The organism is Variovorax sp. Soil_C_26 (assembly GCF_057657075.1).
The window spans coordinates 246,223-267,723 of record NZ_JBDGJC010000005.1 but is presented as its reverse complement, the minus strand read 5'-3'; the positions used below and the strand labels follow the sequence as shown (position 1 = coordinate 267,723).

General features: G+C 66.9%; 19 protein-coding genes, 1 tRNA gene and 1 pseudogene. 12 read left to right on the top strand and 9 right to left on the bottom strand.

Translation table 11 applies throughout. The annotated features are described in order from the left end of the window. Positions 1-6: 6 nt before the first annotated feature. Together AC3A6G_RS17005 and AC3A6G_RS17000 are read left to right on the top strand one after the other, a co-directional pair. Positions 7-732, top strand: a complete 726-nt coding sequence (locus AC3A6G_RS17005; protein WP_487874136.1) for a DsbC family protein — start codon at positions 7-9, stop codon at positions 730-732. Further along, the gene (locus AC3A6G_RS17000) at positions 732-2,591 is read left to right on the top strand and encodes a M61 family metallopeptidase (RefSeq protein WP_487874135.1); all 1,860 of its coding nucleotides are present in this window, start codon (positions 732-734) and stop codon (positions 2,589-2,591) included. The genes AC3A6G_RS17005 and AC3A6G_RS17000 overlap by 1 nt, the downstream gene beginning before the upstream one ends. 16 nt (positions 2,592-2,607) lie before the next feature. On the opposite strand, the gene AC3A6G_RS16995 is transcribed toward AC3A6G_RS17000, so the two are convergent. Next, on the bottom strand, positions 2,608-3,231 hold the full coding sequence (locus tag AC3A6G_RS16995) for a DUF2325 domain-containing protein (RefSeq protein WP_487874134.1): 624 nt from the start codon (positions 3,229-3,231) through the stop codon (positions 2,608-2,610). A 112-nt stretch (positions 3,232-3,343) separates the two neighbouring features. On the opposite strand from AC3A6G_RS16995, the gene AC3A6G_RS16990 reads away from it, so the two are divergent. Then, positions 3,344-4,123: an enoyl-CoA hydratase gene (locus AC3A6G_RS16990; RefSeq protein WP_487862428.1), complete on the top strand. Its 780-nt coding sequence runs from the start codon at positions 3,344-3,346 to the stop codon at positions 4,121-4,123. Here AC3A6G_RS16990 and AC3A6G_RS16985 read toward each other — a convergent pair. Then, on the bottom strand, positions 4,110-5,084 hold the full coding sequence (locus tag AC3A6G_RS16985; RefSeq protein ID WP_487874133.1) for a hypothetical protein: 975 nt from the start codon (positions 5,082-5,084) through the stop codon (positions 4,110-4,112). The genes AC3A6G_RS16990 and AC3A6G_RS16985 overlap by 14 nt on opposite strands. Beyond that, a complete protein-coding gene (locus AC3A6G_RS16980; RefSeq protein ID WP_487874132.1) occupies positions 5,081-5,761 on the bottom strand; it encodes a sigma-70 family RNA polymerase sigma factor in 681 nt (226 codons plus the stop codon). The genes AC3A6G_RS16985 and AC3A6G_RS16980 overlap by 4 nt, the downstream gene beginning before the upstream one ends. A 147-nt stretch (positions 5,762-5,908) precedes the next feature. Between AC3A6G_RS16980 and AC3A6G_RS16975 the strand changes: the two genes are divergently transcribed. The 3 genes from AC3A6G_RS16975 (at position 5,909) to AC3A6G_RS16965 (ending at position 8,783) form a co-directional block, all read left to right on the top strand. Further along, positions 5,909-5,985, top strand: a tRNA-Met gene (locus tag AC3A6G_RS16975). A gap of 295 nt (positions 5,986-6,280) precedes the next feature. Next, on the top strand, positions 6,281-7,828 hold the full coding sequence (locus AC3A6G_RS16970) for an AAA family ATPase (RefSeq protein ID WP_487874131.1): 1,548 nt from the start codon (positions 6,281-6,283) through the stop codon (positions 7,826-7,828). After that, positions 7,821-8,783 (top strand): DUF4435 domain-containing protein, encoded by a 963-nt coding sequence (locus AC3A6G_RS16965; RefSeq protein WP_487874130.1) that lies wholly within the window; start codon positions 7,821-7,823, stop codon positions 8,781-8,783. Before AC3A6G_RS16970 ends, AC3A6G_RS16965 begins: the two co-directional genes overlap by 8 nt. A gap of 103 nt (positions 8,784-8,886) precedes the next feature. Here AC3A6G_RS16965 and AC3A6G_RS16960 read toward each other — a convergent pair. From AC3A6G_RS16960 to AC3A6G_RS16950, 3 genes and pseudogenes are all read right to left on the bottom strand, one after another. Further along, a pseudogene (locus tag AC3A6G_RS16960) lies at positions 8,887-9,633 on the bottom strand (phage major capsid protein); the annotation flags it as partial. Positions 9,634-9,863: 230 nt separating this feature from the next. Further along, positions 9,864-10,526, bottom strand: coding sequence for a DNA oxidative demethylase AlkB (gene alkB / locus AC3A6G_RS16955; protein ID WP_487874129.1), 663 nt, complete (start codon positions 10,524-10,526; stop codon positions 9,864-9,866). Then, a complete protein-coding gene (locus tag AC3A6G_RS16950) occupies positions 10,523-11,962 on the bottom strand; it encodes an aminotransferase-like domain-containing protein (protein WP_487874128.1) in 1,440 nt (479 codons plus the stop codon). The genes alkB and AC3A6G_RS16950 overlap by 4 nt, the downstream gene beginning before the upstream one ends. Positions 11,963-12,071: 109 nt before the next feature. Here AC3A6G_RS16950 and AC3A6G_RS16945 point away from each other — a divergent pair, with 109 nt between their 5' ends. Further along, a complete protein-coding gene (locus AC3A6G_RS16945; RefSeq protein ID WP_487874127.1) occupies positions 12,072-12,782 on the top strand; it encodes a c-type cytochrome in 711 nt (236 codons plus the stop codon). Continuing rightward, positions 12,779-14,068, top strand: a complete 1,290-nt coding sequence (locus tag AC3A6G_RS16940) for a c-type cytochrome (protein WP_487874126.1) — start codon at positions 12,779-12,781, stop codon at positions 14,066-14,068. The genes AC3A6G_RS16945 and AC3A6G_RS16940 overlap by 4 nt, the downstream gene beginning before the upstream one ends. Positions 14,069-14,087: 19 nt before the next feature. Here the strand turns inward: AC3A6G_RS16940 and AC3A6G_RS16935 are convergent, their stop codons facing one another. The 3 genes from AC3A6G_RS16935 to ruvB form a co-directional block, all read right to left on the bottom strand. Further along, on the bottom strand, positions 14,088-14,957 hold the full coding sequence (locus tag AC3A6G_RS16935; RefSeq protein ID WP_487874125.1) for a UDP-2,3-diacylglucosamine diphosphatase: 870 nt from the start codon (positions 14,955-14,957) through the stop codon (positions 14,088-14,090). A 158-nt stretch (positions 14,958-15,115) separates the two neighbouring features. Next, positions 15,116-16,090 (bottom strand): CDF family Co(II)/Ni(II) efflux transporter DmeF, encoded by a 975-nt coding sequence (gene dmeF / locus AC3A6G_RS16930; protein WP_487874124.1) that lies wholly within the window; start codon positions 16,088-16,090, stop codon positions 15,116-15,118. 9 nt (positions 16,091-16,099) lie between these two features. Beyond that, positions 16,100-17,164 carry a Holliday junction branch migration DNA helicase RuvB gene (ruvB, locus tag AC3A6G_RS16925; RefSeq protein ID WP_487874123.1) on the bottom strand — a complete coding sequence of 355 codons (1,065 nt, stop codon included), beginning with the start codon at positions 17,162-17,164 and terminating at the stop codon, positions 16,100-16,102. 86 nt (positions 17,165-17,250) lie between these two features. Here ruvB and AC3A6G_RS16920 point away from each other — a divergent pair, with 86 nt between their 5' ends. From AC3A6G_RS16920 to AC3A6G_RS16905, 4 genes are read left to right on the top strand one after another with little or no spacing between them, the layout of a single operon-like run. Continuing rightward, positions 17,251-17,886 (top strand): CDP-alcohol phosphatidyltransferase family protein, encoded by a 636-nt coding sequence (locus tag AC3A6G_RS16920; RefSeq protein WP_487874122.1) that lies wholly within the window; start codon positions 17,251-17,253, stop codon positions 17,884-17,886. Further along, a complete protein-coding gene (locus tag AC3A6G_RS16915; RefSeq protein ID WP_487874121.1) occupies positions 17,883-19,679 on the top strand; it encodes a bifunctional alpha/beta hydrolase/class I SAM-dependent methyltransferase in 1,797 nt (598 codons plus the stop codon). The genes AC3A6G_RS16920 and AC3A6G_RS16915 overlap by 4 nt, the downstream gene beginning before the upstream one ends. A gap of 7 nt (positions 19,680-19,686) precedes the next feature. Then, positions 19,687-21,051 carry a phosphatase PAP2/dual specificity phosphatase family protein gene (locus AC3A6G_RS16910; RefSeq protein WP_487874120.1) on the top strand — a complete coding sequence of 455 codons (1,365 nt, stop codon included), beginning with the start codon at positions 19,687-19,689 and terminating at the stop codon, positions 21,049-21,051. Then, on the top strand, positions 21,044-21,484 hold the full coding sequence (locus tag AC3A6G_RS16905; protein ID WP_487874119.1) for a hypothetical protein: 441 nt from the start codon (positions 21,044-21,046) through the stop codon (positions 21,482-21,484). The genes AC3A6G_RS16910 and AC3A6G_RS16905 overlap by 8 nt, the downstream gene beginning before the upstream one ends. Positions 21,485-21,501 lie beyond the last annotated feature (17 nt).

Below are 21,501 nucleotides of genomic sequence, written 5' to 3'. Positions count from 1 at the left end.
GCCCCAATGAAGACATTCGCACGCCACGTAATTCTCGCCGCCTGCATGCTCGCATCGGCCGCCACGGCCCTGGCCGGCGAGGCCGAGATCCGCAAGAACCTGCCCGCGCGGATCCCGCAGTTCCCGACGATCGACGAAGTCACCAAGTCGCCGATGCCCGGCCTCTACGAAGTGCGCGTGAACGGCTTCCAGATCTACTACACCGACGAGATGGGCAACTACCTGCTCCAGGGCAACCTGATCGACGTGAACGCGCGCAAGAACCTGACCGAGGAGCGCCTCGAGAAGCTCAGCCAGGTGTCGTTCGACAAGCTGCCCGTGAAGGACGCGATCAAGATCGTGCGCGGCAACGGCAAGCGCAAGCTCGCGGTGTTCGAAGACCCGAACTGCGGTTACTGCAAGCGCTTCGAGAAGGACATGAAGTCGGTCGACAACATCACGATGTACCTGTTCCTCTACCCGGTGCTCGGTGCCGACTCGGCCACCAAGTCGCGCGACATCTGGTGCAGCAAGGACAAGGGCAAGGCCTGGAGCGACTGGATGGAAGCCAACGTCAAGCCCACCGCCGCAGCCGCCGGCTGCGACGTGGCCGCCCTGCAGCGCAACGTGGAGTTCGGCCGCAAGTACAACATCACCGGGACGCCCACGCTCATCTTTGCCGACGGCACGCGCACGCCGGGCGCCATTCCCGCGGAGCAGGTCGAGAAGCAACTCGCCGCGTCCACCAACTGATGGCCGCGCAGACTCCATCCCGGCGCGCCGGCAAGGCGGTGCCGGAGGCGGCGGTGCACTACCGCATCGAATGCGCCGACCTGCATGCGCATCTCTACGCCGTCACCCTGACCATTGCCGCGCCCGCGGCGCAACAGCGTGTCTCGCTGCCGGTGTGGATTCCGGGCAGCTACCTGGTGCGCGAGTTCGCCAAGAACCTGCAGGGCCTGCGGGCCACGCAGGGGCGCCGCAAGCCCCTGCTCGTGCAGCTCGACAAATGCAACTGGCAGATCGACTGCGCGCCGGGCCAGCCTCTGGTGCTGCACTACCAGGTGTGCGCCTACGACAACTCGGTGCGCACCGCCTGGCTCGATGCCGCACGTGGCTTCTTCAACGGCACCAGCCTGTGCTTGCGCGTCGAGGGCCACACCGAGGCGCCGCATGCGCTCGAGGTCGTCGCACCCGCACTGCCCACGCCCGATGCCGCACGCTGGTCGTGCGCCACCGCGCTGCGGCCCGCGAAGATCGACAGGCAGGGCTTCGGTCGCTACCTGGCCGCCGACTACGACGAACTCGCCGACAGCCCGGTCGAGATGGGCGCCTTCTGGAGCGCCGAGTTCGAAGCCTGCGGCGTGCCGCACCGCTTCGTGGTCGCGGGCGCCGCGGCCTCGTTCGACGGCGAGCGGCTGATCGCCGACACCCAGGCCATCTGCGAGGCCGAGCTGCGCTTCTGGCACGGCGACAAGGCCGGCCGCCGCGGCGGTCCGGCGCTGCCGATCGACCGCTACGTCTTCATGCTCAACGCGGTAGACGACGGCTACGGCGGGCTCGAACACCGGCATTCCACGGCGTTGATCTGCAACCGGCGCGACCTGCCTCAGCGCGGCGCGAAGAAGCAGCCCGAGGGCTACACCACGCTGATGGGCCTCATCAGCCATGAGTACTTCCATACCTGGAACGTCAAGCGCATGCGCCCGGCCGAATTCGCACGCTACGACTACGGCCGCGAGAACTACACGCAACTGCTGTGGTTCTTCGAAGGCTTCACGAGCTACTACGACGACCTGTTGCTGCGACGGGCCGGGCGCATCGACGACGCCGGCTACCTGCGCCTGCTCAACAAGACCATCAACCAGGTGCTGCAGACCCCGGGCCGCCTCGTGCAGCCGGTGGCCGACGCGAGCTTCGACGCCTGGGTCAAGTACTACCGGCAGGACGAGCAGACGCCCAACAGCACCGTCAGCTACTACACCAAGGGCGCGCTGGTCGCGCTGTGCTTCGACCTCACGCTGCGCCGCGAAGGCAAGGGCACGCTCGACGACGTGATGCGGCACCTCTGGACGCACAGCGGCGGCGGGCCGATCGACGAAGCCGGCATTGCCGCCGCACTCGAGGCCGTGGGCGGCCGCTCGTACGCCGCAGAGCTGGCGCAGTGGGTGCATTCGACCGACGAGCTGCCGCTGTCCGCGCTGCTGCGCGCGCACGGCGTGGCCGCGCTCGAAGATCCGTCGCAGCAGGCCCAGGCCCTGGGCCTGCGTGTGGCCGAAAGCAACGGCAGCGTGCAGGTCAAGGTGGTGCTGCGCGGCGGCGCGGCCGAGAAGGCCGGCTTCTCGGCGAATGACGAATGGATCGGCATCGAGCTGCCCGCCACCGGCCGCAAGGGACAGCAGCAGCGCACCGGCCAGGCCTGGCGCATCGCCAAGCTCGACGATCTGGCGCTCTACCTCGGCGGTGCCACGCGCTGCACCGCCATCGTCTCGCGCGACCGCAAGCTGCTCAGGTTGCCGCTCGTGCTGCCGGTCGGTGCCACCACCTGGCGGCTGTTCGCGCACGATCCGGCCAAGGTGTCGGCCTGGCTTGCGCCCAGCGAAGGCGGCTGAGCCGTACGCATCAGCATCAGCGCAGGCCGTGTGCCTGTTCTTCGGCAGCGGGGGCGTTGGCCGGCTGCTGGCGCATGAACTGGACCGGCTGCGCATCGCCCACGAGCACGCAGGGCTTGCCGGTGCGACGACAGTGGTCCTGCACGCGCCAGTAGGCGCCGTGGCTCACGCAGCCGGTCTGGCAGATCACGAGGTCGGCCGCACGCAGCCCTGCTTCGAGCGCATGCGCATCGGCATCGCCGCCACCATGGTGCAGGTAGCGCCCGCCGGCGATCTCGACCAGCTGGCGAGCGAGCGAAGGCGCTTCGGCCTCTTCCGTGCGGCCGACGCACAGCACAGCTTTCTCGCGCAGGTCCGCAGATGGCAACGGCAACGGCAACGGCGCGCGCCGGCGCACCGGCGCCAGCAGGCCATGCAGCCGCTTCGGCAATGCACCGCCCGCAGCCGCACGCGCCGAAAGCTCCTCGCGCACGAGCGCGATGGCCGAATCGCGCGCCACGAGCGCACCGCGCAATCGCACGACCTGCGCCTCGAGCCGCTCGATCCGGGCGGCCTGCTCCGCCAGGAGGCGCGAGCAGCGCTCCTGGGCGCGGGCATAGGCCCGCAGCAGCACGGCATGTTCTTCCATGGGGGATTCCATGGCGGGCATTCTAGATGAGAATAATTCTCAAATGAAGCCCTGCCGCAGCCACGGCCGCACAGCGATGCTGGGTATAGTGAAGCGCGTTTTCTTCCCCTTTTCCGGAGACACCATGAGCTACGAAAACATCGACGTGCGGACCGAAGCAGGCAAGGTCGGCATCGTCACCCTCAACCGTCCGAAGGCGCTCAATGCGCTGAACGACGCGCTGATGACCGAGCTGGGCCACGCGCTCAAGGCCTTCGATGCCGACGACGCGATCGGCTGCATCATCATCACGGGCAGCGAGCGCGCGTTCGCGGCCGGCGCCGACATCGCGGCCATGGCCAAGTACAGCTTCATCGACACCTACAAGGGCGACTACATCACGCGCAACTGGGAAACCATCCGCTCGATCCGCAAGCCGGTGATCGCCGCGGTGAGCGGCTTCGCGCTGGGCGGCGGCTGCGAGCTCGCGATGATGTGCGACTTCATCATCGCGGCCGACAACGCCAAGTTCGGCCAGCCCGAGATCAAGATCGGCGTGATCCCCGGCGCGGGCGGCACGCAGCGCCTGCCGCGCGCGGTTGGCAAGAGCAAGGCGATGGACATGGCGCTCACCGCCCGCATGATGGACGCGGCCGAGGCAGAGCGCGCCGGGCTCGTGAGCCGTGTGGTGCCCTACGACAAGCTCGCCGACGAAGCGCTGGGCGCCGCGCTGGTCATTGCCGGCTACTCGCAGATCGCGGTGATGGCGGCCAAGGAATCGGTCAACCGCGCCTTCGAAAGCGGCCTCTCCGACGGCGTGATGTTCGAGCGCCGGCTGTTCCACGCGCTGTTCGCCACGCAGGACCAGAAGGAAGGCATGGACGCCTTCCTGGCCAAGCGCCAGCCCGACTTCAAGAACGCCTGAGCGCTGCGCGCAGCACCGCGAGCGCCGGCGCGGGCGGCGTGCCGACGAAGCTGGCGCCGCCCTGCGGGGCCGTCCAGCGCACCTGGTCGCCCGCGATCTCGAGCACCGCGAGCAGTTGCGCGTCCGCGTGCAGCTCGATCTGCGCCTCGACCGGCGCAGCCAGCGCGCTGCCCGGCAGGATGGCCGAGCGCGCGACAGCGTTCACCAGTGCCGCCAGACCTTCGGTGTCACCGCGTGCCTCTCGCACGGCCTGACCGCCGGCCATCCAGTTCAGCGAGGTCCAGCGGTCGAGCGCTGCGAACGAAGGCGCTCGCGCCGGCGCGGCGGCCGGCGCTGGTGCGGCTTTGCGTGCGACCAGGGCCTGGCGCGAGGCGCCTGAAGCCTCGGCCTGCATCGCCTGTTCTGGCGCTTGCGCGGGCGCCGGGGCGGATTGCCGCGCGGGCGACGTGCTGCGCTCCGGCTCGATCGCAGCGCGGTCCGACGCTGCCGCGGAAGGTGCTGGCTCATGTGCTGGCTCGGTCCGTCGCTGCGCTGCCTCTGTTTCGAGCGGGCTGCGCGCGGCCTCCGGTGCAGGTGCAGGTGCAGGTGCAGGTGCAGGTGTTGGTGCCGGCGCAGGGGCCTGCGCGACACGCGCCTCCCCGTCCAGCCGCGCATCGGGCACCGGCTCGCGCTGCCAGAGCACCGTGACGAAGGTCGCCACGAGCACCGTGGCAAAGGCCGCGTTCCACGGCATGCGGTTCTTCGCGTCGCCGCCGCCACCGAGCCAGCGGCGCCACCAGGGGATGGCAGCGGCAGGCGCCGCCGATGGCGCGGACGCAGGCGCAAGGTTGTGCGCCATCTTGCGGATCGCATCGCGGGTGCGGGGGTCGGGCAATGCCTCGCGGTCGGGCGCATGGTCGAGCGCGCGGCGCAACGCGGGATCGCGCAGTGCCTTGTCGTCGTTGTCGTCGTTGGTAGTCATGCGCCCTGCCCCAGCACCGACAGGTAGCGCGCCATGCAGGTGCGCAGTTTCTGCAAGCCGTAGCGCAGCCGGCTGCGCACGGTCTCGAAGCCGATCTGCAGGCTGGCCGCGAGCGCTTCGACGGTCATGCCGTCCTCGTGGTGCAGCAGGAAGGCGGCGCGTTGCTCGGCCGGCAGTTCGTCGAGGCAAGCCAGCAGGCGCCGGCCCGCGGCGCGCCAGAACGCGAGTTCCTCGGCCGAGGGATGCGCCCCGGCGTGGCCGGCCGCGGCGCGCACGCCCCGGTCGAGCATCGGCACCGCGCCGTGGTCGCTGTCGTCGTCGCCACCGTGTGCATCGTCGAGCGCCACTTCGCGCCCGCTCACGCGCAGCCGGTCCATGGCAAGGTTGTGGGCAATCGTGAAGGCCCACGTGCGCCAGGCCGCGCCCTGTGGCGAGAAGCTCTCGCGCGCGCCAATGATCCGCACCCAGGTGTCCTGGAACACCTCGTCCGCCTGCGACGCCAGCCGTGCACCGAGCATCCGCTTGACGAAGCGGAACAGCCCGGCCTCGTGGCGCGCATAGAGCACGTCGAAGGCCGCGCCGTCGCCGCGCGCGTAGGCCAGCATCAACTGGTCGTCGGGCATGGCTTCGCGCTCGTTGGCGGCTTGGGCGGAAGGGGCGCGGGGCAGCGCGGACATGGGCGGATTGTCACCCGGGCTTGTACGGGCGGCGGCGGGCAACGGGGTTGGGCGGCTCAAAAAAGACGCCGCGGCGCGTGGGAGGGCTTGATCAGGGGGCTGCAGCCTGCGCTATAATCTTGGGCTCGGTGCAGCACTGTGCCGAACGGCTCTTTAGCTCAGTCGGTTAGAGCGATGGAATCATAATCCACAGGTCCGCGGTTCGAATCCGTGAAGAGCCACCAACACTACTTTCGCGGTTGTCCGCTTGAGTCTAAAAGCCCTAAGTAATCAACTACTTAGGGCTTTTTCATTTCCACAGTCCGCCTCGACTGTCCAGGTACTTCCGAGCCATTGTGCAGTAACTTCGTCAGTAACCAAGACGGTGGCTGCTCGATGAAGCCGAAGTTACTGCTTCCACTTCGTCTCCCATAGCGGGCAAGCTCTCGTTACTAGTTGCAACTCTTCGGTTAGCATGATTTTCGACGGCTTCCGCTCAGTCTGGGCTATGTTGCCGGCTGAACTACCAACGAGGACGCTTTGGATAACGAATCTACTGTCTCTGACGAAGTGAGCCGAGCCGGGGGCATGCCCTCTCTGGTCGAGCACTTCAGTGTGCAGGGTCTCTATGGCTACCGATCAATCAGCCTTCGCTCTAAATTTGCAGCGACCATCCTAATTGCCAAAAACGGCTCCGGTAAAACGACCTTGCTCGGCGCACTAGACGCGTTCTTAAAAGGTCAGTTTACTAGATTGGGAGGGCTGCATTTTTCCTATATCGAATGCAAGCTTAGAGGCGTCGAGCAGGTATTCATTCTGAACAAGTCTGATATCGATGAGCTATTTAAATCCTGTTCAGAGCCCGAGTTTTTTGGCGCGGCAAAACTCTACGAGGTCGAGCCTTTGGCGCTCTTGGAGTTCATTGAAAGTGATTACCCGCACATCAAAAATCAACATCGGGATTTGACCGGGAACAATATCTTCTACAAGATTCACTCAAAAACGGGCTACGATTTTGCTGCGGCCCGCGCGGCCTGCGACAGGCTTGCGTTGTCTCTTATTGGAAGAAATAAAACCATTGATGAAATTCGATCCCAGCTCAAAGAGGTTTTGGCTGGCATCGATGTTGTGTATCTTCCGACCTATCGTCGTATCGAACTGTCTATTCCGGAGCAAGAGGAGTCATTGGGGCGGCGAAAAATGAGCATACAGGCTCGCCTTGGGATTCTGAGAAAAGGGCTCTATACCGGTGATATTCAGTTTGGCTTAGCTGATATTGCCGAGAGACTTGCGCGATTGAATCAAGAAATGCTCTTTGAATCCAATCAGGGATATCGAGAAATCAGCGCCAATATTATCAATGATTTGATAAGCGGGGATTTTGAAAGAGCGAGCCCAAGTCCTGAAGAGAGGCCGAGCAAAGAATCGCTCAATCTATTCTTCTCGCGACTGCGAGAAGGTCGACGAATTGGGCCATACAACGATATCCAAATTCCCAATATTGATCGAATCTATAGCGGCGATGACATTTCGGCGGAGTCAAATAAGTTCTTGACTTATTTTCTGGGTCAATTGAATACCGTAATGCAAAAGACTCGTGATGTAGAAGGCGTTGTTGAAGAGTTTATTGAAAACTGTAATCGGTATCTGTCGATCCAAGACGATTCAATAAGCAAGTACGAAGGCGAGCGGAAAAACCAATTTGTCGACGACAAGATACTTAAGCTCGATAGGCGCAATCTTAAGGTCAGCGTGCACAGTGTTAGTACGCGGAGAAAAATTCCTCTAAATTCGCTTTCCTCTGGCGAAAAGCAGATGATCTCGCTTTTTGCAAGACTTTATTTGTATCCCGGAAAGAAGGTTGTCCTGATTGATGAGCCCGAGTTGTCATTGTCGATCGACTGGCAAAGAAAAATCCTCGTGGACATCATCAACGCTCCCTCATGTGTTCAGGTGGTCGCGATTACTCATTCGCCATTCGTTTTTGACAACGAACTGGACGAGTACGCGACATCCCTCCGTTTGCGATTGGATCCGATTGCAGAGGGGTCGCTTTTCCCGGACGATGAGGATGAATTGAATGCTTGAGGAAGAAATTGAGGATCTGGAGCGTCAGTACATAGAAGGCATTAAGAAGGCGCGCGACGTTGGAGTCGTTTTGAAGTCCAAGCTGGCAAGCTTTCGATCAATGGACCCTGATGTGTTGGTATTTGTCTTCGAGGGAATTGAAGACAAGTCCGTATATTATGCATGGATCAAACGCGTAGATCCGACGTTAATATATGAGCCTTTCCCTTGTGGAGGGAAGGGGCAGCTTCTCAAACTGAAGGATCAAGTAGAGCGGGATAAAGGCGGGCTTGCATCGAAGGTCTTTTTCTTTATGGACCGAGATTTCGATGACTATCGTGGAGAGGGGAAGTCGGAGCAGCTCTTCATGACACAGGCTTATTCCTTTGAAAACTACCTAGTTAATCAAGGCGTTCTTGAAGAACTGCTCAAGAACGAACTTCATTGTCACGCAGAGCCTGCATGTCGAGCCGGGGTGGTTGATCTATTTGGCAAGCTATATGGTGAGTTTCTAGCCATAACGCGCGATCTAAACTTTAGAATTTATCTCTCCAAGAAGTGCGATATTCGCCGAGTTGAAGATCTGCCTCAAAAAATAAACAAGATTGCCAACGTAGCTCTGTCCGCCGTGGAGCCCAGCGGGAACGATTTGAAGGTCTTGGTTTCCTTAGAGCGAGAGCCGCTCGAAGAGGAGATGGCAGCCCATCAAGCTGAGTTCGATTCGCTCGATGCTGCTATAAGATATCGAGGAAAGTTCGCCCTCATGTTCTTTCGCACTTGGCTAGCGCATCTGGCAGCCGACCGGAACAGCGAAGAGTCCGTTCATTTCGCCGGCATCGCACGAGAGGGATTTAGGGCCCGCGCTCAGTTTGAGCTAGACAACTTGGCGGGCAAGGCAAGCCTGCCAGATGGGTTAGAGCATTTCGTTCGCCAGCTGAGTAACGGTGGGACCGGGGCGCCTTTGGCTGCCGCGTAGTTCTGGGGCATGCCCGCTCATCGCACCGTGAGCCAGGGCTTTGAAGATCAGCAAGAAAAAAGGAGCGCGCTGCGCTCCTTCTTAAAGTCCCGAGTGAGTGCGGTTAACTGGTAAGGCCGTCTTCCATGATGGAGAACGCCTTGGGCTGTCGCACAGCAATTTCTACGAACTGATTGATCGTGATGCGCACCGTCGCGGTCGAAGCGAAAGTGTAGGGATCAACGATTAAATCCAGCTCGCCGAACTGAGCGATGAGCAATTCGCTCCAGTCACCAGAGAAGATCAGGCTCGAACAAACGCCGGTCGAAGTGCCCTTGCTGAGATTCTTCGGAACGTTGTTGCTCACGAGCAGCGGCCAAGAGTTCAGCGGTTCGTCCTGCACCTTGCTCTCCAGGATGAAACCCATATCTGGCCCGCGCTGCGTCTTGCGCAGCCAAGCGCGCGTCGCAGCGTTCGCCAGATAGCCCGGCCGATTCATCGCCACATCGGTTTCGGCGACACGGCTTTCCAGGTCTACGACATGCCCCCAGTTAAAGGTCGCACCATTCGCGCCTCCGGCGACGATGCCAACGCCAGGCGTGTGCCGAATGCCGAGTGGCTGAGTACCAATGCCGCTGCCGTTGATCGCAGCAAAGTCGATCAGCTGATCCGCGGCCTTCATGAGGTGGTCCCGCAGCATCGTTTCGATTTCGACGGACGATTGAATGAGTTGCTGCTTCGAAACGTCGATGTAGGCTGTCAGCCGTCGAGGGCTGAGTTCCAAATCGTCGAGTTCGACGTTCGTTTCAGAGGCCTCGCCTTGCTCCGTTTGCCATGAGGTCTCGGCGCCGGCTGTCTGGCGCGGGATGCGAAGGTTCCCCGCGAGCCACCAACACCCTAAAGCCCTAAGTAGATCAACTACTTAGGGCTTTTTTCATGCCCGCCGCCCGGCACTTTTCCCCTGCTCTGCCGGCTGCCTGTTCCGCAGGCAATGTGGTGCGAACCCGCGCCAGTGCTGGCATTGGGCACCCCGGTCCTCAGACAACCCACAGAGTTGTGCACAGAAAACCGGAACAACTCATCCAAGTCGAAACCGCGGCTTCACCCCGCCTTGCGAAACGTCAAATTGATGCGCCGGCTGCCCAGCAGCGGATGCGGCCGGTCGGCCAGCGGCAGCACGCCGTGGTAGCGCAGCCGGTCGGGGCCGCCCCAGACCACCACGTCGCCATGTGCGAGCGGAACGCGCGCGGGCTTGTCGCCGCGCGCGAGGCCGCCGAAGAGAAAGACGGCCGGCATGCCGAGCGAGACCGAGACGATGGGTGCGGCGTAGTCGCGCTCGTCCTTGTCCTGGTGCAGCGACAGCCGCGTGCCGGGTTCGTAGCGGTTGACCAGGCAGGCGTCGGGCGCAAAGCCGTCGAAGCCCGCCTCGGCGGCCGCCGCGGCGGCAAGCCGCTCGAAGGGCTCGGGCATCGGCGGCCAGGGATCGCCGGTCTGCGGATCGTGCTCGCCGTAGCGGTAGCCGCGCCGGTCCGAGATCCAGCCGAGCCGGCCGCAGTTGGTCATGGCCACCGACATGGTGAAGCCGCCGGGGGTCACGAGGTGGCGGAACGGGGCGCGCTGCGCGACGGCCTCCAGCGCAGGGAGCAGTTCGTCCACGAACGACAGCGCGAACCCGCGCAGCACGAAGGCGCCGGGGCCGAGCGCCTGTTTCCCGCGCGGGGGTTCGGCTTCGGGCGCATCGTCGAAAAGATCGCGCGTGCTCATGTCAGGGCGCCGCCTTGCCGGGCGGCTTCGGCCACGAGGCGGCCGAGCGTTTGCATCGCCTTCTCGCTCTGCGCATTCCACGCATGGCCGTAGTTCAGGCGCAGGCAATGCGCGAAGCCGCGCGTGGCCGAGAAGATTGGCCCGGGCGCGACGCTGATGCCGAGCTCGAGCGCCTGCCGGTGGATCGCGAGCGCATCGACCTGGGCCGGCAGCTCGACCCACAGGAAGTAGCCGCCGAGCGGCCGCGTGGCGCGCGTGCCCGCGGGAAAGTAGCGGCCCAGCGCTTGCGAGAAGCTCGCCTGCTGCACGGCCAGCACCTGGCGGAGCTTGCGCAGGTGCTTGTCGAGGCCGCCCTTCTCGAGGTAGCCGGCCAGCGCGAGCTGCGAGGGCACCGAGGTGCTGAGCGTGGTCGTGAGCTTGAGCCGCGCCACCGCGCGCGCGAAGCGGCCGGCCGACGCCCAGCCGATGCGGTAGCCCGGTGCGAGGCATTTCGAGAACGAGCTGCAATGCAGCACCAAGCCCTCGGTGTCGAAGGCCTTGGCCGGTGGCGGGCGGCGGTCGCCAAAGTAGAGCTCGGCATAGACGTCGTCTTCGATCAGCGGCACCGCATGCCGCGCGAGCAGTTCGACCAGCGCTTTCTTCTTCGCATCGGGCATGAGGCTGCCGAGCGGATTCTGGAAGGTGGTCATGAGCCAGCAGGCGCTTGGGCGGTGCGCCGCGATGGCGAGTTCGAGCGCGTCCAGGTCGATGCCCTCGCCCGGGTGCGTGGGCACCTCGATGGCGCGCAGGCCCATGCGCTCGAGGGCCTGCAGCGCCGCATAGAAGGTCGGCGATTCGACGACGACTGCATCGCCGGGCCGCGTGACGGCCGCAAGGCAGAGATTCAGCGCCTCGAGCGCGCCGTTGGTGACGACGATCTCGTCGACCGGCACCTGCATGCCGTCGCCCAGGTAGCGCAGCGCGACCTGGCGGCGCAGGGCCGCGCTGCCGGGCGTGAGGTCATCGACGGTGCGCCAGGGGTCGAGCGACTTGGCGCTCGCGGCCATGAACTGGCCGAGCCGCGCGAGCGGAAACAGCAGCGGGCTCGGGAACGCCGAGCCGAATGGCACCACCTGGCGCGACATGCTGGCTTCGAGGATCTCGAACACCTGGTCGCTCACGTCGAGCGATCTCGGTCCGCCCGCGGGGCGCGAGGTGAGGTTGGCCTCGGGCGGAACGTCGCGCCCGCCGCCGCCGGTGACGTAGTAGCCCGAGCGGTCGCGCGCACGCACGAGGCCGCGCGCCTCGAGCAGGTAGTACGCCTGGAACACGGTCGACGCGCTCACACCGCGGCTTTCGCCGGTGTGCCGCACCGAGGGCAGGCGGTCGCCGGTCTTGAGGGTGCCGCCGCGGATCGAGGCCTCGATGTCGGCGGCAAGGGCTTCGTAGCGCTTCATGGAAAAGATGGGGCTTGGGCCACGACTTTATCTGCGCCGGTGATTTGCGCCGGATCTGCATCTGTTTTTTCGCGCCGGCTTGGTGCACAGTCGATGCATGTCCTCTTTCATGCGCGCGATACGCGCGGTTCTCGTGCTGCTGCTCGCGCATGGCAGCGCTGGCGCAGCACCCCTCGAAAGCCCCCCTGCCAACGACATGGAACGCCGCGTGGCCGCCTGCATCGCCTGCCACGGCCGCGTCGGCGCCACGAGCAACGCCGGCTACTTTCCGCGCTTGGCGGGCAAGCCGGCGGGCTACCTGTTCAACCAGCTGCGCAGCTTCCGCGACGGCCGGCGCTTCAATGCCGACATGCGCTACATGGTGCAGCACCTCACCGACGACTACCTGATGGAAATGGCGACCTACTTCGCCAACCTCGACCTGCCCTATCCGCCGGTGCCTCCGACGAGCGACGCCACGCCCGCGCAGTTCGAACGCGGCCGGCAACTGGCGCTCGAGGGCGATGCGGCGCGCCGCATCCCGGCTTGCGTGCAATGCCACGGCGCGGCGCTCACGGGCGTGCAGCCGGCCATCCCGGGCCTGCTCGGCCTGCCGCGGCTCTATGTCTCGTCGCAGCTCGGCGCCTGGCTCACGAGCGATCGGCATGCGCTCGCGCCCGACTGCATGGCAGAGATCGGCCGGCGCATGACGACGGCCGACGTCAATGCCGTCGCGAGCTGGCTCGCGGTGCAGCCCATGCCAGCCGATCCGAAGCCCGCCGCCGCGCTGCCCGCCCCGCTGCCGATGGCCTGCGGCGGTGCCGAAGCGAGGCACCCATGAAGTGGCGCCACCTGGGATGGGCGCTGCTGGTGCTGGCCTTGCTGGCCGGCGCTGCGGCCGGCGGCATCGTGGCGCTGAACCTGCGCGGCGAAGACCCGCTGCCGGCGCAGGCCGAAGAGAATTTCCAGGCGACACCGCAACGCGTGGAGCGCGGGCGCTACCTGGCACTGGCGGGCAACTGCGCCGGCTGCCACACGACGGCCGGCGGCCAGGCCTATGCGGGCGGGCTGGCGATCGAGACGCCGTTCGGCGCGATCTATTCGAGCAACCTCACGCCCGACGCCGAAGCCGGCATCGGCGGCTGGAGCAGCGCGCATTTCTGGCGCGCGATGCACAACGGCCGCAGCAAGGACGGCCGGCTGCTGTATCCCGCGTTTCCGTACCCGAACTTCACGCAGGTCACGCGCGAGGACTCGGATGCTATCTACGCCTACCTGCAGAGCCTGCCGCCCGCCGCGGTGCCGAACCGGCCCCACAGGCTGCGCTTTCCGTACGACACGCAGGCGGCGCTGGCGGTGTGGCGGGCGCTCTCGTTCAAGCCCGAGACCTTCGTGCCCGATGCGGGCAAGCCCGCCGAGTGGAACCGCGGTGCCTACCTGGTGGGCGGCCTGGGCCACTGCATCGCCTGCCACGGCCCGCGCGATTCGCTCGGCGCCACGCAGACGGCGCTGGGGCTGTCGGGCGGGCTGATCGCGGGCGAGGGCTGGTATGCGCCATCGCTCACCGATCCGCACGAAGCCGGCGTTACCGACTGGCCGGCGGCCGACGTGGTCGCGCTGCTCAAGACCGGCGTGGCGCCGCGCGGCTCGGTGATGGGACCGATGGCCGAGGTGGTGTTCCGCAGCACGCAGCACCTGAACGATGCCGACCTGGCCGCGATGGCCAGCTACCTCAAGGACCTGCCCGGCGCGCCGGCACAGCCCGCCACCGCGCCCGCCGCAACCGCCTCCGTGCGCCGCGACGCCACGACGATGGCGCGCGGCGAGCGCATCTACGACCAGCGCTGCGCGTATTGCCACGGCGACCAGGGCCAGGGTTCGCCGGGCGCGTTTCCGGCGCTCGCAGGCAACCGCGCGGTGAACATGGCACAGCCGACGAACCTGATCCAGGTGATCGCCCATGGCGGCTACCTGCCGGCCACGACGGGCAATCCGCGCCCCTACGGCATGCCGCCGTTCGGGCAGGAACTCGATGCATCGGACGTGGCGGCGGTGCTGACCTTCATCCGCGGATCGTGGGGTAACGACAGCGCCCCAGTGACCCAGCTCGACACGATGCGACGCTGAGCTCAGCTCTTTGTTGGCTTCAGGCCACCGCCGGCTCGCGCGGTGCGCCGGCCTTCACCGGCACCGGCATGTGCTGCGCCCAGTCGATGATCTCGAGCGTGCCGTCGGCATGCTCGGCCAGCGCGGTGAGGCTCTCGACCCAGTCGCCGTCGTTGCAGTAGAGGATGCCGTCGATGTCACGCATCTCGGCATGGTGGATGTGGCCGCAGACCACGCCCTGCACGCCGCGCTTGCGGGCCTCGCGCGCGACGGCGCCTTCGAAGTCGCCGACGTAGCTCACGGCGCGCTTGACCTTGCCCTTGAGGTATTTCGACAGCGACCAGTACGGCAGGCCCATGCGCGCGCGCAGCGAATTGAGATAGCGGTTGAGCTTGAGCGTGAACTCGTAGAGCGAATCGCCCACGTGCGCGAGCCACTTGGCGCACTGGATCACGCCGTCGAACAGGTCGCCGTGGATGATCCAGAGCTTGCGGCCGTCGGCGGTCTCGTGGATCCACTCCTCGGCCACGTCGATGCCGCCGAAGTTGTGGTTCAGGTACTTGCGCGCGAACTCGTCATGGTTGCCCGGAATGAAGATGACGCGCGTGCCCTTGCGCGCCTTGCGCAGGAGCTTCTGGATCACGTCGTTGTGTGCCTGCGGCCAGTACCAGTTCCGCTTGAGCTGCCAGCCGTCGATGATGTCGCCGACCAGGAACAGCGTCTCGCACTCGGTGTGCTTCAGGAAGTCGAGCAGCGCCCGGGCCTGGCAGCCGGGCGTGCCCAGGTGCAGGTCGGAGATCCAGAGCGTGCGATAGCGCAGGGGCGCCCGCGCGGGATCGTCGTCCTCCGGCTCGGGGGCCCGGGTCGCGGTGTCGCGCCATGCGCGGAGGAAAGCATCGTCGCGTTGCATGGACGGGTAGGCTCCCACCCCGGCGTGACCGCGCGATGGCGCTGGCGTGACGTTTCGGTGACGTGTGGCCCGCGCAACGCCGGACTTGCTCCCTCCCCTCCCGGGGGAGGGCTGGGGTGGGGGCAAGCGGGGAGAAGGAGCAAGAAGATGAATCGACTTCAGTCGACGCAGCGTTGGATCTCGACCGTCGAATGCCGGATCTCCTCGTGCATCGAGAAGCAGGCCCGCACCTCGTCGGCCGAGAGCGTGGGCGAATGCGTCACCACCGTGAGCGCGCAGGCATAGGCCTCGCGGCCGACGCGCCAGACGTGCAGGTCGGCCACGCGGGTGTGCGAATCGGCCAGCATCGTCTCCACACCGTCGCGGATCTCCGCGGTGACCGGATGGTCCATCTCGCGGTCGAGCAGCACCTTGCCGGTTTCCTTCAGCAGCCCCTTGGCCCAGATGGACACCAGCACCGCGCCGACGATGCCCATCAGCGGGTCGAGCCAGGACCAGCCTAAGAACCAGCCGCCGAGCAGCGCCGCGATCGCCAACACCGAGGTGGCGGCATCGGCCACCACATGCAGGTAGGCGGAGCGCAGGTTCAGGTCGTGGCCGTGTTCATGGCCATGTTCATGGCCGTGATCGTGGCCGTGCGCATGGCCGTGCGCATGGCCGTGGCCAAGCCCGTGGTGGTGCGCCGCCCCGAGCAGCCGCGCGCAGACCAGGTTGACCACCAGCCCGAGCACCGCCACCGCCACGGCTTCGCGGTAGTGGATGACCGAAGGCGACAGCAGGCGCTCGATCGAGCCCACGACCATCAGCGCGGCCACGCCCAGCAGCATTAGCGCGCTCGCGAAGCCGCCGAGCACCTCGATCTTCCAGGTGCCGAACGCAAAGCGCGGGTCGCGGGCGTAGCGCCGCGCGGCCGCATAGGCGAACGCGCTGAGCCCGATCGCCAGCGCATGCGAGCTCATGTGCCAGCCGTCGGCCAGCAGCGCCATGGAGTTGAACCACCAGCCCGCGCCGATCTCGACCACCATGGCCGCGAAGGTGATCCACATCACGAGCCGCGTACTGCGCTCGGCCGATTCGTTGCCGGCGCCGAAATGGTGATCGTGCTGCCAGGCGCTCAGGTCATGGGTATGCATGGGGAAATATCAGATGCCAAACAGGTCTTGCCCCTCGGCGCGGCTCGAGGGCGGCGTGACGCCGAGGTGACGGTAGGCCGCGAGCGTGGCAATGCGCCCGCGCGGCGTGCGCTGCAGGTAGCCCTGCTGAATCAGGTAGGGCTCGATCACGTCCTCGATGGTGTCGCGCTCCTCGCCGATGCTGGCCGCCACGTTGTCCAGCCCCACTGGACCACCGTCGAAGCGATGGATGACGGCCTCGAGCAGCTTGCGGTCCATCAGGTCGAAGCCCTGCGGATCGACGTCGAGCATGGCAAGCGCCTTGTGGGCGATGTCTTCGGTGATGCGGCCGTTGCCCTTCACCTCGGCATAGTCGCGCACGCGGCGCAGCAGGCGGTTGGCGATCCGCGGCGTGCCGCGCGAGCGGCGTGCGATCTCGAAGCCGCCCGTTTCGTCGGTCTCGACCTTGAGCAGGCTGGCGCTGCGGCGCACGATGCGCGCGAGTTCCTCGGGCGTGTAGAACTCCAGCCGCGCAACGATGCCGAAGCGGTCGCGCAGCGGGTTGGTGAGCATGCCGGCGCGCGTGGTGGCGCCCACCAGCGTGAAGGGCTGCAGGTCGAGCTTGATGCTGCGCGCCGCGGGGCCCTCGCCGATCATGATGTCGATCTGGTAGTCCTCCAGCGCGGGATAGAGGATTTCCTCGACCACCGGGCTCAGGCGGTGGATCTCGTCGATGAAGAGCACGTCGTTGGGCTCGAGGTTGGTCAAGAGGGCCGCGAGGTCCTTGGGCTTCTCGAGCACCGGTCCGGAGGTCTGGCGCAGGTTCACGCCGAGTTCGGCCGCGATGATGTGCGACAGCGTGGTCTTGCCGAGGCCGGGCGGGCCGAACAGCAGCACGTGGTCGAGCGCTTCCTTGCGCTTGCGCGCCGCGCCGATGAAGATTTCGAGCTGCTCGCGCACCTTGGCCTGGCCGACGTATTCGTCCAGCAGCTTCGGGCGCAGCGCGCGCTCGATGGCCTCTTCCTGCGGCGAAGCCGGGGCGGCGGACACCACGCGAGGCGGGGCGGGGGCGAAATCGTCGGTCTGGATGGTCATTGAATAGAGGTCTGCGAAGTCAAGTTTAGTGCCTGCCACACTGGCAGAATGCTCCGGCCACATCACAAGCGAGGAGAAGCCTGCACGTGTCGATCTACGAACTGAAGCCGCGCTTCCAGGCGCTGCTGCGGCCGCTGGTGGTACGGCTGCACGCGCTGGGCGTGACCGCCAACCAGGTCACGCTTGCGGCATGCGCGGTGTCGGTCGTGCTCGGGCTCTGGCTTTTCTTCGCGGCGACCTCGCTCGCGGCCTTCGGGCTGGTGCCGGCCTGGATGGCCGTGCGCATGGCCTTCAACGCCGTCGACGGCATGCTGGCGCGCGAGCACGGGCAGCAAAGCCGGCTCGGCGCCTTTCTCAACGAACTGACCGACGTGGTCTCCGACGCCGCGCTGTACCTGCCGTTCGCCCTGGTGGCGCCGTTCAGCCCATTCTGGGTCGGCACGGTGATCGTGCTGGCCGGGCTCAGCGAATTCGCCGGCGCGCTCGGTCCCACCGTGGGCGCCTCGCGCCGCTACGACGGCCCGCTCGGCAAGAGCGACCGCGCCTTCGTGTTCGGCGCGCTCGGGCTCTACGTCGCTCTCGGCGGGCCGCTGCCGGGCTGGACGGCCTGGCTCATGCCGGTGCTGGCGCTGCTGGTGGCCTGGACCGTGGCCAACCGCGTGCGGCGCGCCCTGGCCGAGGCCGAAACGGCCCCGTCCCCCCAAACAACAAGGAATCAATGACCGAACCCCTCCACGACACGACGCCTTTCGCCGTGACGCACCGGCCACTGGCCGAGCACCAGTTCCGCACGCACGACGGCGAGACGCTGTTCTACCGGCACTGGCCCGCCACGGGCGGCGGTGCGCGGCGCGGCGCGATCGTGCTGTTCCACCGCGGCCACGAGCACGGCGCGCGCATGGCGCACCTGGTCGACGAGCTCGACCTGCCCGATTTCGACTTCTTCGCCTGGGACGCGCGCGGCCACGGCCGCTCGCCCGGCCAGCGCGGCTACAGCCCGAGTTTCGCCACCTCGGTGCGCGACGTGCAGACCTTCGTCCAGCACCTCGGCCGGGCGCACGGCGTGGCCGAGGCCGACATCCACGTGGTGGCGCAGAGCGTGGGCGCGGTGCTCGTCGCCACCTGGGCCCACGACTACGCGCCCAAGGTGCGCGGGCTCACGCTGGCCTCGCCGGCCTTCAAGGTCAAGCTCTACGTGCCGTTCGCGCGGCCCGGGCTGGCGCTGATGCACAAGCTGCGCGGGCTGTTCTTCGTCAACAGCTACGTGAAGGCGAAGTTCCTCACGCACGACCCGGAGCGCATCGCGAGCTACGAGAACGATCCGCTCATCTCGCGGCCGATCGCGGTCAACATCCTGCTCGGGCTGTACGAGGCGGCCGATCGCGTGGTGGCCGACGCGCAGGCGATCACGCAGCCGGTGCAGCTGCTGATCTCGGGCGCCGACTGGGTGGTGCACCACCAACCGCAGCACCGCTTCTTCGAGCGGCTGGGCAGCGCGGTCAAGAGCAAGCTGGAACTGCCGGGCTTCTTTCACGACACGCTGGGCGAGCGCGACCGCGCGCCGGCGGTGCAGGCGATCCGCGCGTTCGTGCTGCAGCTGTTCGACGAGGCGCCGGCGCCGGTCGACCTGCGCGCCGCGCACCTCGCCGGCCCGACCGCCGACGAGTCGCGCGCGCTCGCCGAGCCGCTGCCGCCGCTCTCGCCGCGCGGGCTGTACTGGTCGCTCACGCGCGCGGGACTGCGCTTTGGCGGCAAGGTGTCCGATGGCGTGCGGCTCGGCCACGACACCGGCTTCGACTCGGGCAGCACGCTCGACTACGTCTACCGCAACCAGGCGCGCGGCAAGGGCGCGCTGGGCCGCGCAGTCGACCGCAACTACCTCGACGCCATCGGCTGGCGCGGCATCCGCCAGCGCAAGGTCCACGTCGAGGAGCTGCTGCGCATCGCGATGGAGCGGCTGGCCGAGATGCACCGCGAGGTGCGCCTGATGGACATTGCCGCGGGCCACGGCCGCTACGTGCTCGACTCGGTGGTGGCGAGCCCGATCAAGGCCGCGTCGGTCCTGCTGCGCGACTACAGCGAAATCAACGTACGCGACGGCCGCGCGCTGATCGCCGAGAAGGGGCTGGAGGACGTTGCGCAGTTCGTGCAGGCCGACGCCTTCGACCGCCTGAGCCTCGCGAGCGTGGTGCCGCGGCCGACGCTGGCGGTGGTGTCGGGCCTGTACGAGCTCTTTCCCGACAACGAGATGGTGCAGCGCTCGCTCGCGGGCGTGGGCGATGCGGTGGAAGACGGCGGCTACCTCGTCTACACCGGACAACCCTGGCATCCGCAGCTCGAGATGATCGCGCGCGCGCTCACGAGCCATCGCCAGGGCGAAGCCTGGGTAATGCGCCGCCGCACGCAGGCCGAGATGGACCAGCTGGTAGAAGAAGCGGGCTTCCGCAAGATCGACCAGCGCGTGGACGAGTGGGGCATCTTCACCGTCTCGCTCGCGGTGCGCACCGGCCACTGAACCCGCCATGCGCGCCTGGTTCGCCGCAAGACCGTGGAAGCGGGCCGCCGCATGGCTTGCGGTGCTGGGGCCGCTGTTCTACCTGACCTACGGCCTCGCGAACTGGTGGGCCACCACGCGCGCCCAGGTGCCGTCGATGGTCTTCGACTGGGAGCGGCAGGTGCCGTTCTGGCCCTGGACGATCTTTCCGTACTGGACCATCAACGTCTTCTACGCGCTCTCGCTGTTTCTCGCGCGCGACCGCCACACGCTCGACCGCCATGGCGCCCGGCTCCTCACGGCCACGCTCGTGGCCTGCAGCTGCTTCGTGCTCTGGCCGCTGCACTTCAGCTTCGGGCAGCCCGCGGTAGCGGGCGCACCGGCCTTCCTGTTCGAGGCGCTGCGCGGCTTCGACCAGCCCTACAACCAGGCGCCGTCGCTGCACATTGCACTGGCGGTGATCCTCTGGGACTGGTACCGCCAGTTCGTGCGCGCGACGTGGGCGCGGTGGGTGCTGCATCTGTGGGCCTTCGCGATCTGTGCCTCGGTGCTGACCACCTGGCAGCACCACTTCATCGACATTCCGACGGGCGCGCTGCTCGGCTTGTTCTGCATCTGGCTGTGGCCGCTTTCGCGCACGGTGTCGATGCCGCGCGCCTGGCGCCTCGCACGCGATCCGCAGCGCTGGAAGCTCGCGGGCTTCTATGCCGCGGGCGCACTGGCGTGCCTGGTGCTGGCACTGTGGCTCGGCGGCTTCGGGCTGTGGCTGGCGTGGCCGGCTGCTTCGCTCGCGCTGGTGGCGCTCAACTACGCCGGGTTCGGCGCGCGCGGGTTCCAGATCGACGGCCGTGGGCGCATGGGCTGGGCCGCGCGCTGGCTGTTCGCGCCCTACCGGCTCGGCGCGGCCGTCAACGCCTGGCTCTGGACGCGCAGGCTGCCCGCCGCGGCGGAGGTGGTGCCGGGACTCTGGCTGGGCCGCGTGCCATCGCCGGACGAATGGGAAGCCGCCGGCCGCCCGCGGCTCGTGAGCCTGTGCGCCGAGCTGCAACTGCCACCGGCGCTGCCGCATGCGCGCTGCGTGCCGATGCTCGACCTCGTCGCGCCGCCCACGGTGCGGCTGCGGCGCGCGGCGGCCGTCATCGAGGGCCAGCGACGTGCGGAGCCGAACGCCCCGGTGTGGGTCTGCTGCGCCCTCGGCTTTTCGCGCAGCGCAGCCGCGGTGATCGCCTGGCTCGGCGGCCATGGCGACGCGGGCGGCATGGCGCAAGCCGAGGCCGCGGTGCGCCGCGCGCGGCCGCAGATCGTGCTGCGGCCGGCCTGGTTCGTGGCGCTCGCGCCGCTTGACGCGGCGCCCGTCACCCTCACCGCCCCGGGCGCACCGCCCCATGAATGACGCGGACCGCGCCACCTGCAGCGCGCTCGCGGGCCTGCTGCGCGCCGGCGGCGTGCTTGCCGCCTGGGGTTTTGCACTGACCGCGATCTCGGCCCTGGTGCTCGCGCTCACGCTGCGCGCGCTGCCGGCCACGCCGGGCATGGCGTTCGGGGCCGTGGCGATCCTCGGCGCGCTCGAGCGTTATTTCGCGTTCCGGCTGCGGCTCGACCGTGCGCTGTTCGACGACCTCGCGCGCGGCGCCATCGCATCGCTCGACGCGCTCGACCAGGCCCTTGAGCGGCTTGGCCTGCGCACCGCCACCGCTACCACCACCGCGCGGCCGCTGGGCGACCGCGTGCAAGGCACCCGCCAGTTGTTGCAGCGCCACGCGATCGTGGTGGCTTGCCAGAGCGCGCTGTTCCTGCTCGCCCTCCTGACACAGGACTTCACTTGAACGACGACGCAAACCCC

Excerpts from the sequence above, each read along its gene's own strand:
- AC3A6G_RS17005 (WP_487874136.1), top strand. The coding sequence starts at position 7 with ATGAAGACATTCGCACGCCACGTAATTCTCGCCGCCTGCATGCTCGCA.
- AC3A6G_RS17000 (WP_487874135.1), top strand. The coding sequence starts at position 732 with ATGGCCGCGCAGACTCCATCCCGGCGCGCCGGCAAGGCGGTGCCGGAG.
- AC3A6G_RS16995 (WP_487874134.1), bottom strand. The coding sequence starts at position 3,231 with ATGGAATCCCCCATGGAAGAACATGCCGTGCTGCTGCGGGCCTATGCC.
- AC3A6G_RS16990 (WP_487862428.1), top strand. The coding sequence starts at position 3,344 with ATGAGCTACGAAAACATCGACGTGCGGACCGAAGCAGGCAAGGTCGGC.
- AC3A6G_RS16985 (WP_487874133.1), bottom strand. The coding sequence starts at position 5,084 with ATGACTACCAACGACGACAACGACGACAAGGCACTGCGCGATCCCGCG.
- AC3A6G_RS16980 (WP_487874132.1), bottom strand. The coding sequence starts at position 5,761 with ATGTCCGCGCTGCCCCGCGCCCCTTCCGCCCAAGCCGCCAACGAGCGC.
- AC3A6G_RS16965 (WP_487874130.1), top strand. The coding sequence starts at position 7,821 with ATGCTTGAGGAAGAAATTGAGGATCTGGAGCGTCAGTACATAGAAGGC.
- alkB (WP_487874129.1), bottom strand. The coding sequence starts at position 10,526 with ATGAGCACGCGCGATCTTTTCGACGATGCGCCCGAAGCCGAACCCCCG.
- AC3A6G_RS16950 (WP_487874128.1), bottom strand. The coding sequence starts at position 11,962 with ATGAAGCGCTACGAAGCCCTTGCCGCCGACATCGAGGCCTCGATCCGC.
- AC3A6G_RS16945 (WP_487874127.1), top strand. The coding sequence starts at position 12,072 with ATGCGCGCGATACGCGCGGTTCTCGTGCTGCTGCTCGCGCATGGCAGC.
- AC3A6G_RS16940 (WP_487874126.1), top strand. The coding sequence starts at position 12,779 with ATGAAGTGGCGCCACCTGGGATGGGCGCTGCTGGTGCTGGCCTTGCTG.
- AC3A6G_RS16935 (WP_487874125.1), bottom strand. The coding sequence starts at position 14,957 with ATGCAACGCGACGATGCTTTCCTCCGCGCATGGCGCGACACCGCGACC.
- dmeF (WP_487874124.1), bottom strand. The coding sequence starts at position 16,090 with ATGCATACCCATGACCTGAGCGCCTGGCAGCACGATCACCATTTCGGC.
- ruvB (WP_487874123.1), bottom strand. The coding sequence starts at position 17,164 with ATGACCATCCAGACCGACGATTTCGCCCCCGCCCCGCCTCGCGTGGTG.
- AC3A6G_RS16915 (WP_487874121.1), top strand. The coding sequence starts at position 17,883 with ATGACCGAACCCCTCCACGACACGACGCCTTTCGCCGTGACGCACCGG.
- AC3A6G_RS16910 (WP_487874120.1), top strand. The coding sequence starts at position 19,687 with ATGCGCGCCTGGTTCGCCGCAAGACCGTGGAAGCGGGCCGCCGCATGG.
- AC3A6G_RS16905 (WP_487874119.1), top strand. The coding sequence starts at position 21,044 with ATGAATGACGCGGACCGCGCCACCTGCAGCGCGCTCGCGGGCCTGCTG.